Source organism: Pseudonocardia sp. OZ21 (assembly GCF_059359135.1).
Window position 1 is genome coordinate 143,164 of sequence record NZ_JCADBN010000017.1, and the last position, 15,806, is coordinate 158,969.

Genomic DNA, 15,806 nt, shown 5'->3' on the forward strand with positions numbered 1-15,806 from the left:
CCGCACTAGCTGACGGCGGCGGGCCGCCGAGGGGGTTCGGGGGCAGGCACGACCCGCCCCTCCAGGACGTCGGCGATCAGGACCGGGGCGCCGGTGCGGGCCGACTCGTAGACGGCCTGCACGGTGGCCAGCGCCAGCAGGGCGTCGGCCACGGTCACGCCGGGCGTGCCGCCCGTCCGGATCGCCTCGAGGACGTCGAGGTACTGGCGGTGGTGACCGTCGAACATGGCGCTGGTGCCCGGCCCGCCTCCGACGTGCCGCCCGGTCTCCTCCTCGGCGAGGAGCTGGGCCGCCTGGTTGCCGTCGCCGCCGACCCCGCGGTTGGGTCCGACGCCGGCGTCGCCCGCCGCCTCCTCGGTGGCGCGACGGGCGCTGTGGAAGTAGTAGAGCCGGTCGTTGTCCACGACCGCGGAGCCGGCGTCCCCCATCACCTGCAGGCGGACGGTGAGGCCGGGGTAGGCCGCCGTGGTGGCGTGCAGCGTCGCGAGCGCGCCGGACTCGAAGCGCACCACGGCGGCCACCGTGTCCTCCACCTCCACCCGCTCGTGGGCGAGCAGCGCCGTGTGGGCCACCACGTCGATCGGTGTGCCGAGGAACCACAGCAGCAGGTCGACGGTGTGGACGCCCTGGTTCATCAGCGCGCCGCCCCCGTCGAGCGCCCAGGTGCCGCGCCAGTCGCCCGAGTCGTAGTAGCCCTGGCTGCGCCACCACGACACCGTTGCGACGGCCGAGGTGACCCGCCCCAGCTCCCCGCGCGTGACGGCGTCGTGGACGGCGATGCTCGCCGGGTCGAACCGGTGCTGGCTGATCACGGCGGCGACGAGACCGGGGTGCCGCGCCGCGGCCTCGGCGACGTCGCGGCCGGCGGCCACGCTGACGTCGAGCGGCTTCTCCACCACGAGGTGGCGCCCGGACTCGAGCACCGGGATCGAGACGGCGGCGTGCGCGCCGCTGGGCACGGCGACGGCCACGGCGTCGACGTCGTCGCGGGCCAGCGCCTCGGCCAGCGACGTGGTGACGGCGGGACGCTCGCCGAACAGCCCCGCCACGTGGTCGGCGACGGCGTCGGCGGCAGCGAGGTCGGTGTCCACGAGCACGCTGAGCGCGGTGTCGTGCCCCGCGGCGATGACCTCAGCGTGCAGGCGTCCGATCACCCCGCAGCCGACGACGGCGAACCGCACGGGTGCAGGCACGGAATCGTTCACTTCAGCCCTCCGGTCAGGCCACCCACGAGGTAGCGCTGGAAGATCAGGTAAAGGACGACGACGGGCGCGGCGCAGACCAGGGCGGACGACATGACCTGCCCGTAGAGCGGGAGCGCCCCACCCTCCTGCGAGGCCCCGAACGCCTGCAGGACGACCGCCGCGGTGCGGGTGCGGGGCTGGGTGAGGACGCTCGCGAACAGCACGTCGTTCCAGCCCAGCAGGAAGGAGAAGATCGCGGCGACGATCAGACCGGGTGCGCTCAGCGGGAGCACGATGCGGCGGAGCACCCCGATGCGGCCGAGGCCGTCCAGGAGCCCGGCCTCCTCCAGCTCGACCGGCATGCCGCGGAGGTAGGTGACCATCACCCAGGTCGCGAACGGCAGCGCGAACGTCAGGTAGGTGATCATCAGGCCCCACGTCGTGCCCACCACCGTGATCCCGAGGTAGGTGGGCGCCGAGGCGTAGACCACGAACAGCGGGAGCAGCAGCAGCGTGCCCGGCACGCTCTGCAGGCCCACCAGCGCCCGCAGGAACGTGACGCGCCCGACGAACGTGAACCGGACGAGGACGTAGGCGGTGGCCACCGCCAGCAGCGCGGAGACCACGGCGACGACCCCGCAGACCAGCAGGCTGGTGCCCAGCCCCTGCGCCAGCGGCACTGTCGTCCAGATCGCGACCCAGTTCTCCAGGGTCACGCTGCTGGGGATCACCGCGCCGGAGGCCACCTCGATGTCCGGCATCAGGGAGGCCACGAGGATGTAGGCGCACGGCGCCAGCACGAGCAGCACCAGCACGGCGATCACCGCGCGGCGCAGGCCCGGCGGGAGGATCGCGGTGGCGTCCACCCCGGAACGCCTGCGTCCGCGGGTCTGCAGGTCGGCCGTCATGCCGGTGCCCCCTTCTCCAGGCCGGTGTCGAGCCGCACGGCGCGCAGGTAGAACAGCAGCGGGATCAGCACGAGCACCAGCGAGGCCACCGACATCGCCGCGGCCAGGCCGAAGCGGAACGTCTGGAACGAGGCCGAGTAGATCGCGATCGGCAGGACGTTCACCTGGTCGGGGGCGGGCGAGCCGAACAGCACGAACGGCAGCGTGAAGTTGTTGAGGTGGTGCAGGGTCGCGATGATCACGGCCAGCAGGAGCGGACCGCGCAGGCTCGGCAGCACGATGTGCACGGTCTTCTGCCACCACGTCGCCCCGTCGACGGCCACGGCCTCGTGCACCTCCCGGCCGATGGACTGCAGGCCTGCCAGGCAGAGCAGGTACACGAACGGCCACGCCGCCCAGGTGTCGACCAGCACGAGGGTCCAGAAGGTGCGGTCGCCGATCAGCCAGTTGCCCCCCTCGATCCCGACGGAACCGAGCACGGTGTTCACGGCGCCGTCCGGCCCGAGCGCGATGCGCCACACGGTGCCGACCACGAACGTCGGCAGCACGTAGGGGATGAGGAAGATCGAGCGCACGAGCGCCCGGCCCCGGAACCGGTCGTGCGCGGCGAACGCCGCGGCGAGCCCGAGCGGCAGCGTCAGCACGGTGGTCAGCACGCTGAACGCGACGCTCAGCCACACGCTGTGCAGGAGTGGGCCGGTGGTGACGGCCTCGGCGTAGTTGCCCAGGCCGAGGAACGGCGCCCCCGCCCACTGTCGCAGCGTGTACTGGTCGAGGTCGGTGACCGACATCCACAGCGCCAGCACGAACGGCACGACGACCACCACGAGCAGCAGCAGGCCGCCCGGAGTCAGCAACCAGAGTGGTCCCTGGCGGCGCCGCGCCGGGCCGGCCGGACGGACGCGGGCCCGCGCCGGCCCGTCCGCGTCACCGGTCGGTCCGGTCCCGGTGGGCCGGCGGTCCGTCGGGCTGGTGAGGCTCACCGGGCGGCCGCCGCCTTGTCGACCGCCGTCTGGGCCGTCTGCTGGAGCTCGGTGAGCTGCCGCTGGACCTGGTCGGGGGGCACCGAACCGGAGCTCAGGCCGGCGAGCGCCTGCACCGTGATGTTCGTCAGGCCCAGCTGGATCTCCGACCACGCACCGGTGAACGGGGTGGGCTTGGCCTGCTTGCCCGCTTCCAGCACCGGCGCGTACTGCTCCTTCCCGCTCGCCACCGCGCCGGCGGCCGTGGCGTTGACCGGCAGCACCCCGAACACCTCAGAGAAGTGCTGCTGCTCGGCCTCGGAGGTGACCAGGTCGACGTACTGCAGCGCCAGGTCCTGCTGCGTGGAGTAGGAGGCGACCACCAGGTTCTGGCCGGACACGATGGTGGTGGCGGGCACTCCGCCTGCGGGCAGCGCGCTCTCACCCGGCGGGACGGTCGGCATCGGTGCGAACGCGTACGAGCTCGCCACCGGCGACTTCGCGAGCGTCGGGATGACGCTCGCGCTGGTCATGGTGAACATCGCGGACTTGCCGGAGGCGAAGTTGGCTGTCGCGTCGGCCGATGCCCAGTTGACCGCGTCCGGGTTCACGATCTTGTCCTTGGTGAGGAACCCGAAGTAGGCGTCGTAGGCCCAGGCGACCGTGGGGTCGTCGATCCGGGCGGTCGTGCCCTGCACCAGCGGGTTGCCGTACTGCTGGGCGAACATCCAGATGTACTTCCAGGGCGAGAACGGGTCCTTGTAGTCCATCGCGAGGCCGTACGTGTCGCCCTGGGTCAGCTTCTTCGCATCCGCCACCAGCTCGTCCCAGGTGGACGGGGGGCCGTCGATGCCGGCGGCGGCGAACATCTGGGTGTTGTAGACGAGCACGAACGGGATCGACGAGAACGGCACGGCGATCTGGTCGGCCTCGTCCGGGCCGGACATCGCGAGGGTGGAGGGTACGAACCGGTCCCGCCCCCCGACGGCGTTCCACTGCTCGTCACCGAACTTCAGGAACGCCCCGCTGGAGTAGGCGGTGGGGGTGAACGTCGTGCCGATCTCGTAGATGTCGGGGCCCTGACCCGAGACCACCGAGGTCTGGATCTTCTGCTGCTCCTCGGTGGCCGAGGTGTAGGTCTCGAACTCGACGTCGGCGCCGGTCTTCTTCCGGAACTCGTCCTTGATGCGCTGCATCCACTGCTGCTGCTCGTCGGGGTACTGCGACTGCCTGCTGAGGTAGACCTGCAGGGTCTGTCCGGCGTGGTCACCGTCGCCCCCGCCGCTCGACCCGCCACCGCACGCTGCCAGGGACATCGCCACCGTGAGCGCCCCCGCCACCGCCAGGAACCTGCGAGTGGACATCGTCAGACCTCCTTGTCTGATCGCAGCCGCGTACCCGCCTCTGCTGGCCCGAAGATAGGCAGGGTGCATCGCGGGCACAATCCCTTGCAGGAATTTGCAGTGCGGCGTGGCGGCCCGGTGCCGGGCGTGCGCGGCGAGCCCGCCCCCGGCCCTCCCGGTGGTCGGCGGCAGTCCGGCAGCGGCCTGGACTTCGGGCGAATCGGCCGCACTGCAGACGAATCTCCCAATTCTGCCGAAATCGTCGGAGTATTTTTACCTCGGATCTGGAAATATTGCTCGGAGGAATGATCAAATCGACTTCAGACTTTCGATATCGGCCACCCGTTGCTAACCTCATGGACGTTGTGCTGAATCGAAGAAAGGAGCTTGAGATATGAGTGGCAGCGCGAACACGTACCGGATATAGATCGAGTGGTGGCCGCTCCCCGACCGGCTGGTCTCCTCCCCGACGGCGCTGAAATGCGCTCCCCGAAATCGCGAGAGAGTAGTTGTCACGACAACTCTCCACCGTCGAATGCGGCCCTGCACGGCCGCATTTTCCGCCGCGCCCGGGCCCGAAAACTGATCGCGCTCGTCACTGCCGCGAGCGCGGTCACCAGCGCAGCGCTGGCGATCCTGTTCTGGGTTGTGCTCACGCAGACGGGGCTGTCCGCGGCGTCGCCCTACTCGCCCCCACGAGACGAGATACGGGTCGACAGCCCCTCATCCGCGGCGGTGGTCCCGGGCGGAGCAGCGCCCCGCTCCGCACCCCCGTCGGTCCCTCGCGCGGATGGACCTCCCCCTCGATCATGACCAGGACCCCAACCCGATGGATGTCGACAGTTCTGCTCCCCACTGGTTCTGCAGAACCGGAACGCGCCCGACCGGCGTGGTAGCGACGGAGGACGTGTTCACGGCCGCAGGCCATGCCACGGGGCTCGTCGCGACCCTTCTCCTGACGGTCACGGTGGTGCTCGGCACCATGCACGCCGGACGGGCCTCGAGCGCGAGCTTTCCCCGGTTCGCCATGCACGCCGTACACCGCAACGCGTCGCTGCTGGCGGTCGGCTTCCTCCTCATGCACGTCGTGATCGCCATCGGCAAACCCCACTCCGGCCTCTCCTGGCCGGTCGCACTGGTGCCGTACTCCTCCGCCGTCCCCCACCCGATCTGGCTCGGAATGGGAACCGTGGCGCTCGAACTGCTGCTCGCCGCGATCGTCACCAGCGTGCTGCGGCCCAGGATCGGCTTCCGCTACTGGCGGGCCGTGCACGTCATGGCGTATGCGAGCTGGCCGCTGGCGATCGCGCACGGGCTGGGTCTCGGTACGAACGACAGGAGACTCGGCTGGATGGTGGCGATCTACACCGGGTGCGGGGTGGCGGTCGCGGCAGCGATCGTGCGGCGATGGCTGAGCGTCGACGCAGACCGGGACGCGCGACGGGCCGCGAAGGCGGCCAGGCGATGACCGCGGCTGCGCGGATGCCCCGTCCGGACGCGCCGACCGGGAGCGTGCGCCTGCTGGCCGGCTCGGTCGAGAGCGGGGCCCCTGCCAAGTGGGCCGACCACCTCGCCCGTTACGGCCCGCTCCCGGTGGGCGTGGACGGGCCTGCTGAGCTGATCGATCTGGTCGACCGGTCGGGCCTGCGTGGCCGCGGCGGGGCGGGTTTCCCGATGAGCCGCAAGCTGCGGACGGTCGCGGCCGGGCGGGGGCGACCGGTCGTGGTCGCGAACGGCTGCGACGGCGACCCGGCCACCGTCAAGGACGCGAAGCTGCTCGAGTTCGCGCCCCATCTGGTCATCGACGGGGTCCTGCTCGCCTGCCATGCCGTCGGCGCGGAAGAGGCCACCATCTGCGTGGGTGAGGGAGATGCCCACGCCTGGTACGTCTACGCAGCCCTCCAGGCGCGGCGCCACGAGGAGATCACGATCCGGGTGGCGCAGGTGCCGCACCGGTACGTGGCCAGTGAGGAGTCGGCTCTGGTCAACTTCCTGAACACGGGGGACGCCCGGCCCACCGTCACACCGCCCCGTCCGGCGGAGCGAGGGGTCGGCGGCCGACCGACGCTGGTGGACAACGTCGAGACGCTGGCGCACCTGGCGCTGATCACCCGCTTCGGCGCGGAGTGGTTCCGGGCGGCGGGCACGGCGGAGTCCCCGGGCACCACGCTGGTCACCGTCGGGGGTGCCGTGCGCAGGCCGGGCGTGTACGAGGTCGAGCTCGGAACTCCGGTCGGTGCGGTACTGGCCGAGGCGGGCGGTGAGTCCGAGCCGTTGCAGGCGGTGCAGATGGGCGGCCTGGGTGGCAGCTGGATGCCGATCGAGCAGACGCACGCGCTGCCACTCGCGCACGAGGACTGCCGGGAAGCGGGCACGGTGATGGGCACGGCAGCGCTCGTCGCCCTGCCGGAACGCGCCTGCGGCATCGCCGAGACCGCCCGCACCCTGCGCTACCTCGCGGTCGAGTCGGCCGGGCAGTGTGGGCCGTGCATGTTCGGGCTGCCGGCGGTCGCCGACGACGTCGACGCCCTCGTGCGTGGTGGCGACCCGTCGGGGGAGACGCTCGACCGGCTACGCAACCGGCTGGGGATGATCCAGGGCCGTGGCGCGTGCGCACATCCGGACGGTGCCAGCCGGCTCGCCGCCGCGGCTCTGCGCGTGTTCGCCGACGACATCGCCGACCACGTCGCCGGCCGCCCCTGCCCGTGGGTGGACGCCGCACGGTGGATGCCGGTGCCCGCCCCGACCCGTCCGGGCGCGTGAGAGTGATGGGGGACGACACGCGGCTCGGCCTCGACGTGGATCCCATCATGTGCCGCGGCCACGGGCTCTGCGCCGAGCTTCTCCCCGAGCAGGTCCTGCTCGACGAATGGGGCTATCCCCATCTCGCCTCGCAGGAGGTGCCCCCGTCGCTCAGGGCACAGGCGCGGGCCGCGGTGAGCGCCTGCCCCACTCTCGCCCTCCGGCTGCGCCGTCTCACAGAGGACCGCCCTTCCTGAGCCGGCGCGGTGGGTGTGGTCAGGCGGCTCCGGCCGGTACCTGCTTGCGCAGCTCACCCACGTCGTTCGGGACGAACCCGTGGGCGCTGAGCCAGCCCGTCACGGGCTCCGGGTCGGGATGGCGGTCGGGCACGACGTTGTAGATGTAGTTCAGGTGCCGGGCCGCGGCCTCGTGCTCCAGCCGATCGAGGATGAACGCGCCCACCCCCGACCCGCGCCGCTCCGGGTCGACGAGTACGAGGATCTCGGCGTCGCCCCAGGTGTCGTCGAGCCGGCCGTAGCCGACGACGCGGTCACCGTCCTCCACGCGCCACCACTCGTCGCCGAGCACGTCGCCGTCGGTGGGGGAACCGAACCCGAACAGCTCAGGGGGCAGGTCGCCGAGCACCCGCTGCTTGTCGGCGTCCCAGTGCGCTGGTGTGTCGCGCACCCATCTCATGACTGCACCTCCTCGACGTCGGCCGCCGTGGTGGGCACGGGGGCCTCGGTGGCGGCGGCCAGCGCGCGCAACCGGTAACGCTGGATCTTGCCGGTGGCCGTCTTCGGTAGCTCGTCCACCTCGACCACGAGCCGCGGCCGCTTGAACGAGGCGAGCCCGGCCCGGCAGAACGCGATCACCTCGTCCGGGTCGACCCGCTGCGCGGGCCGGGCGACCACATAGGCCACCGGCTTGTCGAGCCCGTCGGCGTCCGGCACGCCGACGACCACGGCCTCGGCCAGCGCCGGGTGCTCCAGGAGCCTGGTCTCCACCTCGGTGGGGCTCACCCAGATCCCTCCCACCTTCAACACGTCGTCGGCCCGGCCGAGGCACGTGTAGCTGCCGTCCTCGCCACGCACGTACTGGTCGCCCGTGCGCATCCACTCACCCTGGAACACCGCCCGGTTGACGTCGGTCCGGCACCAGTACCCGGTGCAGATCGAGTCGCCCGCGATGTAGAGCATCCCCGGCTCGCCCGGGCCCTCGATCACGGTGCCGTCGCCGCGGCGCAGCTCCACCCGGTAGCCCGGCACCGGGAACCCGGAACTGCCCGGGACGACCTTGCCCGCCACGTTGGAGATGAAGATGTGCAGCGCCTCGGTGGAGCCGATGCCGTCGAGGATCTCGAAGCCGTACTGCTCGCGCACGCCGTGGAACATCCGCGCCGGGAGCGTCTCGCCGGCGGAGACCCCGTTGCGGACGGTCGCGAACCGCTCCCGCGGCAGGTCGGCAGCCATCAGGGGGCCCCAGAAGCTCGGGCCGCCGAAGAAGAGCGTGACGCCGTGCTCGGCCACCCGGTCGGCGTACAGCGCCGGGTTCGGCCGCGACGGTTCGAGCACCGCCGTGGCGCCCGCAGCCAGGGGGAAGAACAGCGAGTTGCCGATCCCGTAGGCGAAGAAGAGCTTGGCCACCGACAGGCAGACGTCGTCGGGTCCGACCCCGAGCACCTGGGTGCCGTAGGTCTCGCAGACGTAGCGGATGTCGGTGTGCCGGTGCATGGCGCCCTTGGGGGTGCCCGTGGTGCCCGAGGTGTAGAGCCAGAGCGCGGGCGACTCGTCCCACGTCGCGTACGGCGCGGGGACCGGGGTGCCTGCGCCCGCATCGAGCAGGCCGTGCCAGGTGAGCGCGGCCGGACCGGCCACCGCCGGGGCCGTGTCGCCGGTGAGCACGACGTGCCGCAGGTCGGGGGCGTCGGTCGCGGCGGCCGTCACGGCGATGGAGAACCGGGCGTCACCCAGCAGCACGCGGGCGCGCGAGTCGAGCACCAGCTTGCGCAGCTCCCCGCCGGTCAGCATCGTCGACGACGGCACGGCGACCGCCCCGACGTACATGGCGGCGAGGATCGCGGTGGCGAGCTCGACGTCGTCGGCCATACACATCAGCACCCGTTCCTCGGGGCGCACGCCGATCGCGACGAGCCCGGCGGCGACCCGGCGGACCTCGGCCGAGAGCTCTCCGTAGGTGAGGGTGCCGCCGGAGTGGATGATCGCGACGCGGTCGCCGTCGCCGGCGTCCACCCGCCGTCCGACCAGGTACTCGGCGGCGTTGAAGAGGTCGGTCATGAAAGCGGCTCCCCTGCCGGTTCGGGTGGGCGGACTCTACATCCAGATCCATTGCCGTTACAGATCAGTAGAAGATCGATTCGGGCCGGGATGTCCTCCGAACGGCCCCCTCCGTCGGGTTCCGGCCCCTTCCCCTGACCTGCCCGTGCTGCTACCAATGCCGGAGCCACTCACACTCACGATCAGCCAACGGCGGCTGATGTCTGGAGGGTCGATGAAGACCAAGGCAGCGGTACTGCGCGGGGTGGGCCAACCCTTCGTGATCGAGGAGCTCACCCTCGACCCGCCCAAGGCGGGGGAGGTGCTGATCAAGTACGTCGCCGCGGGGCTCTGCCACTCCGACGAGCATCTGCGCCACGGCGACATCGTCCCGCGGTTCCCGATCGTCGGGGGCCACGAGGGTGCCGGGATCATCGAGGACGTCGGCCCCGGGGTCACCCGCCTCAAGCCGGGCGACCACGTCATCTGCTCGTTCCTGCCGGTCTGCGGGCACTGCCGGTTCTGCGCCGCGGGCATGACCAACCTCTGCGACATGGGCGCCACCATCCTCGACGGGATGCTGGCCGACGGCACCTATCGCTTCCACTCCGACTCCGGCGAGGACCTCGGCGGGATGTGCATGCTCGGCACGTTCTCCGAGCGCGCCACGATCTCGGAGAACTCCTGCGTCAAGGTCGCAGACGACGTTCCGCTCGACAAGGCCGTGCTGATCGGGTGCGGCGTCCCCACGGGCTTCGGCTCGGCGGTGCACGCCGCCGCCACCGAGCCGGGCGACACCATCGCGATCTACGGCATCGGCGGCATCGGCATCAACGCGGTGCAGGGCGCGGCGCTGGCCGGCGCGGCGAACGTCGTGGCCATCGACCCGCTGGAGAACAAGCGCGAGATGGCCGAACGGATGGGCGCCACCCACTCCTGCCCCACCGCGGAGGAGGCCCACGCGGTGATCCAGGAGCTCACCAACGGGGTGGGCGCCGACAAGGCGATCATCACCGTCGGCGTCGTCGACTCCGCGGTCACCACCAGCGCGTTCCACGCCATCCGCAAGGGCGGCACCGTGGTCATCACGGGCCTGGCCGACCCGTCCAAGACCACCATCGAGATCCCCGGGGCCCTGCTCACCCTGTTCGAGAAGCGCCTCCAGGGCTCGTTGTTCGGCTCGGGCGACCCGTTCAAGGACATCCCGCGGCTGGTGGACATGTACCAGGCCGGCCAGCTCAAGCTCGACGAGCTGATCACCAACACCTACAGCCTGGACGACGTCAACAAGGGCTACGAGGACCTGGTCAACGGCGTGAACATCCGCGGCGTGATCATCCACGACCCCGACGCCTGACCGCCGCCGGACGACCGTCAGCAGTCGTGGTCGCGCCGGGCACCGTCCACCGCGCTGCCCGGCGCGGCCGTCTCCGGAGGTGGTACCGCCCGTGACGCCAGCGACCGCGCCGCCGTCGCACGCTGCCGTGCCCGCACCCGTCGTCGGCCTGCGCCGGGAACGGGAGGTGCTGACGGTCGCGCTCGCCACCGGCAGGCACGTCGTCATCGAGGGGCCGCCCGGCACCGGGAAGTCCACGCTGCTGCGCTCGATCGCCCGCGACGCGGTCCAGGAGGTCGTGTTCGTCGAGGGGAACGCCGAGCTGACACCTGCCCGGCTGATCGGGGCGTTCGACCCGTCACAGGTGCTGGCCGAGGGCTACCTGCCGGCGAGCTTCGTGGACGGCCCGCTGCTCACCGCGATGCGCGGGGGAGCGCTACTCTATCTCGAGGAGCTCAACCGGGTCCCCGAGGAGACGCTGAACGTCCTCATCACGGTGCTCACCGAGGGCGAGATCGCGGTTCCGCGGCTCGGGACCGTGCGCGCCGGCCCGCGCTTCCGGCTCATCGCCGCGATGAACCCCTTCGACGCGGTCGGCACCGCGCGGGTCAGCCAGGCCATCGCCGACCGGATGTGCCGGGTGGTGCTCGGCTACCAGGACGAGGCCGGGGAACGGGAGATCACCGGCTCGGTCAGCCGGGTGACCGGATGGGTCACCGACTTCGCCGTGGCGCTCACCCGGGCCACCCGCACCCACCGCGACGTGCGGATGGGGTCGTCGGTGCGCGGGGCGATCGACCTCGCACTCGTGCTCACGGGTCTGGCTGAGCTGCGCGGCGAGCAGGTGGCGGCGCGCGAGACGGCCCGCGACGCCGCCTACGCGGCTCTGTCCGGGCGGATCCGCGTGGCCGACGGCGTCGACCGCACCCCGGAGTCGGTGATCGACGAACTCCTCGACGCGCTGTGGCCCGAGGACGGACCGGCTCCCGCGGATCCGGCCGACTCCCCGGAGACCGGGGATCGCCGGGGAAAAGCTGACGGCCCGCCGCCCGGTGCGGCGGGCCGGCCCCGGGATCGCCCGCACCGCAACCGCGCCGACCGGACGCTGGGCCGTGGCGAGCTGCGTGCCCGTCACGAGCAGTTCGCGCAGGTCTCACCGGAGCTCGGCGCCCTCGACGCCGAGGCCTTCGACCAGGCGCTCGCGGCCTCCCCCGAGGCGGCGGCCGCCCTGCTGGCGGACCTCGCCGTGGCCACCGACGTGCAGCTACGGGCCGCGGCCAGGAGGCTGGCCGGGCGCGTGTTCATCCAGCTCGGCCGGGTCGGGCCGGCGCGGGCCCGCGGAACCCGCAGGCTCGGACCGGCCAAGGGTGCCGACGGCGACCTCGACCTCGACCGCACCCTCGACGGCTGGGCGCCCGGCCCGTCGCGGCGGCCGGAGCACGACGACATCATCACCCGCACCTGGACGGCGCACCGCCGCGCGATCTGTCTCCTCGTCGACATCTCCGGGTCGATGCAGGGCCTCGCCGTCGCGCTGGCCGCCGTGGCCGCGGCCGGGGTCGTCGTCGCGGCCGAGGGGAAGCTCCAGCCCTCGGTGCTCGCGTTCGGCGCCGGGGTTCGCGTGCTGCAGGCGCAGGGCGTCCGCCGCCCGCCCGAGGACCTGCTGTCCGACCTCGTCGCCCTGCGCGGCCACGGCCTCACCGATCTGGCGTCGGCGCTGCGGGAGGCGTCGCGCCAGCTCGCAGGCGCGGTGGCCGACGAGCGGCTCGTGGTGCTGCTGTCCGACTGCAAGCACACCGTGGGCGGCGAGCCCGCGACGGCGCTGGCCGGCATCGACCGCCTCCACGTGCTCGTGCCGCTGGGCGGAGCGGAGGCCGAGGCCGCGGCAGCCGGGCTGGCGGCCCGGACGGCAGGCCGGGCGCAGACCGTGCGCAGGCTCGCCGACGTGGGCCCGGCCCTCACCCGCATCCTGGCCTGACCCCACCCCCGCGAGTCGCCCGTTCCGTGCGCCCGAGTCGCCCCTTCTGCGCGCGGTCAGCCGCGGACGGCCGTGGCGAACTCGGCCATCCGCTCCTCGGCCCCAGCGGCCGCGCCGAACCAGACCGCCACGGCATCGGCACCCGCCTCGGCCAGCGCACGCGTCTCGTCGACGGCCGTCTGCAGCGCGGGGCGCCCGCCCCACCACTCGATCCGGGTGCCCACCCGCAGCGGACGGTCCGTGAGCTCCCGCAGGCGGGCGACGTGGCGGGCGAACTGTTCGGGTCCGAGCCCGAAGCCCTGCCACTCGTCCGCGAGCGTGGCGGCCCGGCGCAGCGCGTGCTCGGACATGCCCCCGACCATGATCGGGACGTCCGGCCCGGGGTCGGGGGCGAAGACACCGGTGTCGTAGCCGTGGAAGCGGCCGGCGAACGGGCCGCCCCCGCCGAACAGGTGCCGGAGCAGGGCGATCCCCTCGTCGGTGCGAGCTCCGCGCGTGGTGAAGTCGGCGCCGACAGCGGAGAACTCGGCCCGTTCCCACCCGGCACCCACCCCGAGCGTCACGCGGCCGCCCGAGAGCCGGTGCAGCGTCGCCACCTGCTTGGCCACGACGAACGGGTTGCGCATCGGCAGCACGAGCACGGACGTGCCCAGCCGGATCGTCGATGTGCGGGCGGCGAGGTAGGACAGCGTCACGAGAGGCTCGTAGACCCCGCCGTAGGGGTCCCCGTACGGGGCGGGCGGCAGGAGGTGGTCGGGCAGCCAGGCCGTCTGGTAGCCCAGCCGTTCGGCTGCCTCCCCGAGCGCGATCAGCGTCTCCGGCGCCATGTCCGGCGACTCGTCGGGCAGCACCACCTGGAGGTCCATGAAGCGATGATCTGCGCTGACATCGACGTGGTGGTCAAGAGCGGCGTGAGGTGGGTCACGCGCAGGGCGGCGCCCGGATGATCGACGTCATCGCGACGGAAGTCCCGTTCCGGGCGGCGGATAGGCTCGCGGCGTGGGCACCATCGTCTCCTTCCATGCACATCCCGACGACGAGTCCATCGGGTCGGCAGGCACCCTCGCTCGCGCCGCGGCCGCCGGGCACCGGGTCGTGCTCGTCTTCGCCACTCGCGGTGAGCTGGGCGAACCCGTGCCCGGTGTCCTCGAGCCGGGAGAGCAGCTGGTCCTGCGCCGCTCGGCGGAGTGCTACGCCTCCGCCGAGGCGCTCGGGGCCAAGCGCGTCGAGTTCCTCGGCTACACCGACTCCGGGATGATGGGCGAGCCCGCCAACGACGCCCCGTACTGCTTCTGGCGCGCCGACGTCGAGCACGCGGCCAGGGAGCTCGCGGTGATCCTCGACGAGGAGGAGCCGGACGTCCTCACGATCTACGACGACAACGGCGGCTACGGGCACCCCGACCACATCCAGGTGCACCGCGTGGGCAGGCGCGCCGCCGAGCTCGCGGCCGTGCCGGTCGTGGCGCAGAGCACCGTCAACCGCGACTGGATGACGCGCGGCGTCCGCGGCATGGCGAAGTCCGGGCAGCTGCCGGAGGGCTGGGAGGCACCGCTCATCGAGGAGCCGACCTTCGGCAAGCCGGAGTCCGAGATCACCCACCGCGTCGACGCGGTGGACTTCGTCGAGCAGAAGAAGGCGTCGATGCGCGCCCACGCGAGCCAGATCGGGCCCGACCACTTCCTGCTGACGATGCCCGACCCGCTGTTCGCGATGGGGATGGGCGTGGAGTTCTACGTCGTCGACCCGCTGCCGAGCCCGGCGTCCACCCCGGAGCTGTTCGAGGAGCTGTTCATCCCGCTCCGGTAGCCGATGCCGGAAAAACCGCCCCCACGCGGAGTGGGTCATGCCCGCAGACCAGGCCCGGGCGCCGCCTTCGACGACGGGTAGAGCTACGATTCCGGCGGGCTCAGATGACCAGTGGCCCACCAGTTCGGCAAGACCAACGCAGTCGCCAGGCAGTCTCAGGAGGCTCAGTGACAGCCGTCGCCCCCAAGCCGATCACGGCGCGGCCGTACCCGGCACGCCGGTCGGCCAAGGGATCCACGCTGCTCAAGATGCTGCACACCACGGATCCCAAAGACATCGCCATCCTGTACCTGGTGACGTCGTTCGGGTTCTTCCTGGCCGGCGGAGCCATGGCACTGCTGATGCGAGCGGAGCTGGCGGAGCCGGGGCAGCAGTTCCTGTCCAACGAGCAGTACAACCAGCTGTTCACGATGCACGGCACGATCATGCTGCTGCTGTACGCGACGCCGATCCTGTTCGGCTTCGCGAACTACATCGTGCCGCTGCAGATCGGGGCTCCTGACGTCGCGTTCCCGCGGCTCAACGCGTTCTCGTACTGGCTGTTCCTGTTCGGCGGGCTCACGGTGCTCTCGGGCTTCCTGACCCCGGGTGGTGCCGCCGACTTCGGCTGGTTCGCCTACACGCCGCTGTCCGACGCGATCCACACCCCGGGAGCGGGTGCCGACCTGTGGATCGTGGGCCTGGCGATCTCCGGGCTCGGCACGATCCTCGGTGGCGTCAACTTCATCACCACGATCGTCTGCATGCGCGCGCCCGGCATGACGATGTTCCGGATGCCGATCTTCACCTGGAACATCTTCGTCACCGCGATCCTGATCCTCATCGCGTTCCCGGTGCTCACCGCCGCCCTGCTGGGCCTGCTGGCCGACCGGCAACTCGGAGCGCACGTGTTCGACCCGGCCAACGGCGGGGCGATCCTGTGGCAGCACCTGTTCTGGTTCTTCGGGCACCCGGAGGTCTACATCGTCGCGTTGCCGTTCTTCGGCATCGTGTCCGAGGTCTTCCCGGTGTTCTCCCGTAAGCCGCTCTTCGGCTACAAGGGCCTGATCTACGCCACAATTGGAATTGGGGCTCTCTCGGTGGCGGTATGGGCACATCACATGTACGCCACCGGTGCGGTGCTGCTGGCCTTCTTCTCCTTCACCACGTTCCTGATCGCGGTGCCCACGGGCGTCAAGTTCGTGAACTGGATCGGGACGCTGTGGAAGGGGCACATGACCTTCGAGGCCCCGATGCTGTTCGCGCTGGGCTTCCTGGTCACGTTCCTG

The 15,806-nt window shown here is 71.7% G+C and carries 14 protein-coding genes; 7 read left to right on the top strand and 7 right to left on the bottom strand.

Features of this window, described 5'->3' with window-relative positions; genetic code table 11:
* Nucleotides 1–5: 5 nt before the first annotated feature.
* From AC5L35_RS30810 to AC5L35_RS30825, 4 genes are read right to left on the bottom strand one after another with little or no spacing between them, the layout of a single operon-like run.
* The gene (locus AC5L35_RS30810; protein WP_495063239.1) at nucleotides 6–1,205 is read right to left on the bottom strand and encodes a Gfo/Idh/MocA family protein; all 1,200 of its coding nucleotides are present in this window, start codon (nucleotides 1,203–1,205) and stop codon (nucleotides 6–8) included.
* Complete coding sequence (locus tag AC5L35_RS30815) at nucleotides 1,202–2,092, bottom strand: carbohydrate ABC transporter permease (RefSeq protein ID WP_495063240.1); 891 nt, start codon at nucleotides 2,090–2,092, stop codon at nucleotides 1,202–1,204. The genes AC5L35_RS30810 and AC5L35_RS30815 overlap by 4 nt, the downstream gene beginning before the upstream one ends.
* Nucleotides 2,089–3,075, bottom strand: a complete 987-nt coding sequence (locus AC5L35_RS30820) for a carbohydrate ABC transporter permease (protein ID WP_495063241.1) — start codon at nucleotides 3,073–3,075, stop codon at nucleotides 2,089–2,091. Before AC5L35_RS30820 ends, AC5L35_RS30815 begins: the two co-directional genes overlap by 4 nt.
* Nucleotides 3,072–4,418 (bottom strand): ABC transporter substrate-binding protein, encoded by a 1,347-nt coding sequence (locus tag AC5L35_RS30825; protein ID WP_495063242.1) that lies wholly within the window; start codon nucleotides 4,416–4,418, stop codon nucleotides 3,072–3,074. Before AC5L35_RS30825 ends, AC5L35_RS30820 begins: the two co-directional genes overlap by 4 nt.
* 868 nt (nucleotides 4,419–5,286) lie before the next feature.
* On the opposite strand from AC5L35_RS30825, the gene AC5L35_RS30830 reads away from it, so the two are divergent.
* From AC5L35_RS30830 to AC5L35_RS30840, 3 genes are read left to right on the top strand one after another with little or no spacing between them, the layout of a single operon-like run.
* Nucleotides 5,287–5,865, top strand: coding sequence for a ferric reductase-like transmembrane domain-containing protein (locus AC5L35_RS30830; RefSeq protein ID WP_495063243.1), 579 nt, complete (start codon nucleotides 5,287–5,289; stop codon nucleotides 5,863–5,865).
* On the top strand, nucleotides 5,862–7,160 hold the full coding sequence (locus AC5L35_RS30835; protein WP_495063244.1) for an NADH-ubiquinone oxidoreductase-F iron-sulfur binding region domain-containing protein: 1,299 nt from the start codon (nucleotides 5,862–5,864) through the stop codon (nucleotides 7,158–7,160). The genes AC5L35_RS30830 and AC5L35_RS30835 overlap by 4 nt, the downstream gene beginning before the upstream one ends.
* A gap of 5 nt (nucleotides 7,161–7,165) precedes the next feature.
* Nucleotides 7,166–7,396 (top strand): ferredoxin, encoded by a 231-nt coding sequence (locus AC5L35_RS30840; RefSeq protein ID WP_495063245.1) that lies wholly within the window; start codon nucleotides 7,166–7,168, stop codon nucleotides 7,394–7,396.
* Nucleotides 7,397–7,415: 19 nt separating this feature from the next.
* Here the strand turns inward: AC5L35_RS30840 and AC5L35_RS30845 are convergent, their stop codons facing one another.
* Complete coding sequence (locus AC5L35_RS30845) at nucleotides 7,416–7,835, bottom strand: GNAT family N-acetyltransferase (protein WP_495063246.1); 420 nt, start codon at nucleotides 7,833–7,835, stop codon at nucleotides 7,416–7,418.
* Complete coding sequence (locus AC5L35_RS30850; RefSeq protein WP_495063247.1) at nucleotides 7,832–9,436, bottom strand: benzoate-CoA ligase family protein; 1,605 nt, start codon at nucleotides 9,434–9,436, stop codon at nucleotides 7,832–7,834. Before AC5L35_RS30850 ends, AC5L35_RS30845 begins: the two co-directional genes overlap by 4 nt.
* 214 nt (nucleotides 9,437–9,650) lie before the next feature.
* Between AC5L35_RS30850 and AC5L35_RS30855 the strand changes: the two genes are divergently transcribed.
* Nucleotides 9,651–10,772, top strand: coding sequence for an NDMA-dependent alcohol dehydrogenase (locus AC5L35_RS30855; protein WP_495063248.1), 1,122 nt, complete (start codon nucleotides 9,651–9,653; stop codon nucleotides 10,770–10,772).
* A gap of 91 nt (nucleotides 10,773–10,863) precedes the next feature.
* A complete protein-coding gene (locus AC5L35_RS30860) occupies nucleotides 10,864–12,729 on the top strand; it encodes an AAA family ATPase (RefSeq protein WP_495063249.1) in 1,866 nt (621 codons plus the stop codon).
* Nucleotides 12,730–12,785: 56 nt separating this feature from the next.
* Here the strand turns inward: AC5L35_RS30860 and AC5L35_RS30865 are convergent, their stop codons facing one another.
* Nucleotides 12,786–13,595 carry a TIGR03619 family F420-dependent LLM class oxidoreductase gene (locus AC5L35_RS30865; RefSeq protein WP_495063250.1) on the bottom strand — a complete coding sequence of 270 codons (810 nt, stop codon included), beginning with the start codon at nucleotides 13,593–13,595 and terminating at the stop codon, nucleotides 12,786–12,788.
* A gap of 133 nt (nucleotides 13,596–13,728) precedes the next feature.
* On the opposite strand from AC5L35_RS30865, the gene AC5L35_RS30870 reads away from it, so the two are divergent.
* Entirely contained in the window at nucleotides 13,729–14,538 is an 810-nt protein-coding gene (locus tag AC5L35_RS30870; protein WP_495063251.1) for a PIG-L family deacetylase, read from the top strand.
* A 167-nt stretch (nucleotides 14,539–14,705) separates the two neighbouring features.
* A partial coding sequence (locus tag AC5L35_RS30875; protein WP_495063252.1) for a cbb3-type cytochrome c oxidase subunit I occupies nucleotides 14,706–15,806 on the top strand: 1,101 nt, incomplete at its 3' end.

Coding starts and splice junctions, on each gene's coding strand:
- AC5L35_RS30815 (WP_495063240.1), bottom strand. CDS start 2,092: ATGACGGCCGACCTGCAGACCCGCGGACGCAGGCGTTCCGGGGTGGAC.
- AC5L35_RS30825 (WP_495063242.1), bottom strand. CDS start 4,418: ATGTCCACTCGCAGGTTCCTGGCGGTGGCGGGGGCGCTCACGGTGGCG.
- AC5L35_RS30835 (WP_495063244.1), top strand. CDS start 5,862: ATGACCGCGGCTGCGCGGATGCCCCGTCCGGACGCGCCGACCGGGAGC.
- AC5L35_RS30840 (WP_495063245.1), top strand. CDS start 7,166: ATGGGGGACGACACGCGGCTCGGCCTCGACGTGGATCCCATCATGTGC.
- AC5L35_RS30845 (WP_495063246.1), bottom strand. CDS start 7,835: ATGAGATGGGTGCGCGACACACCAGCGCACTGGGACGCCGACAAGCAG.
- AC5L35_RS30850 (WP_495063247.1), bottom strand. CDS start 9,436: ATGACCGACCTCTTCAACGCCGCCGAGTACCTGGTCGGACGGCGGGTG.
- AC5L35_RS30855 (WP_495063248.1), top strand. CDS start 9,651: ATGAAGACCAAGGCAGCGGTACTGCGCGGGGTGGGCCAACCCTTCGTG.
- AC5L35_RS30865 (WP_495063250.1), bottom strand. CDS start 13,595: ATGGACCTCCAGGTGGTGCTGCCCGACGAGTCGCCGGACATGGCGCCG.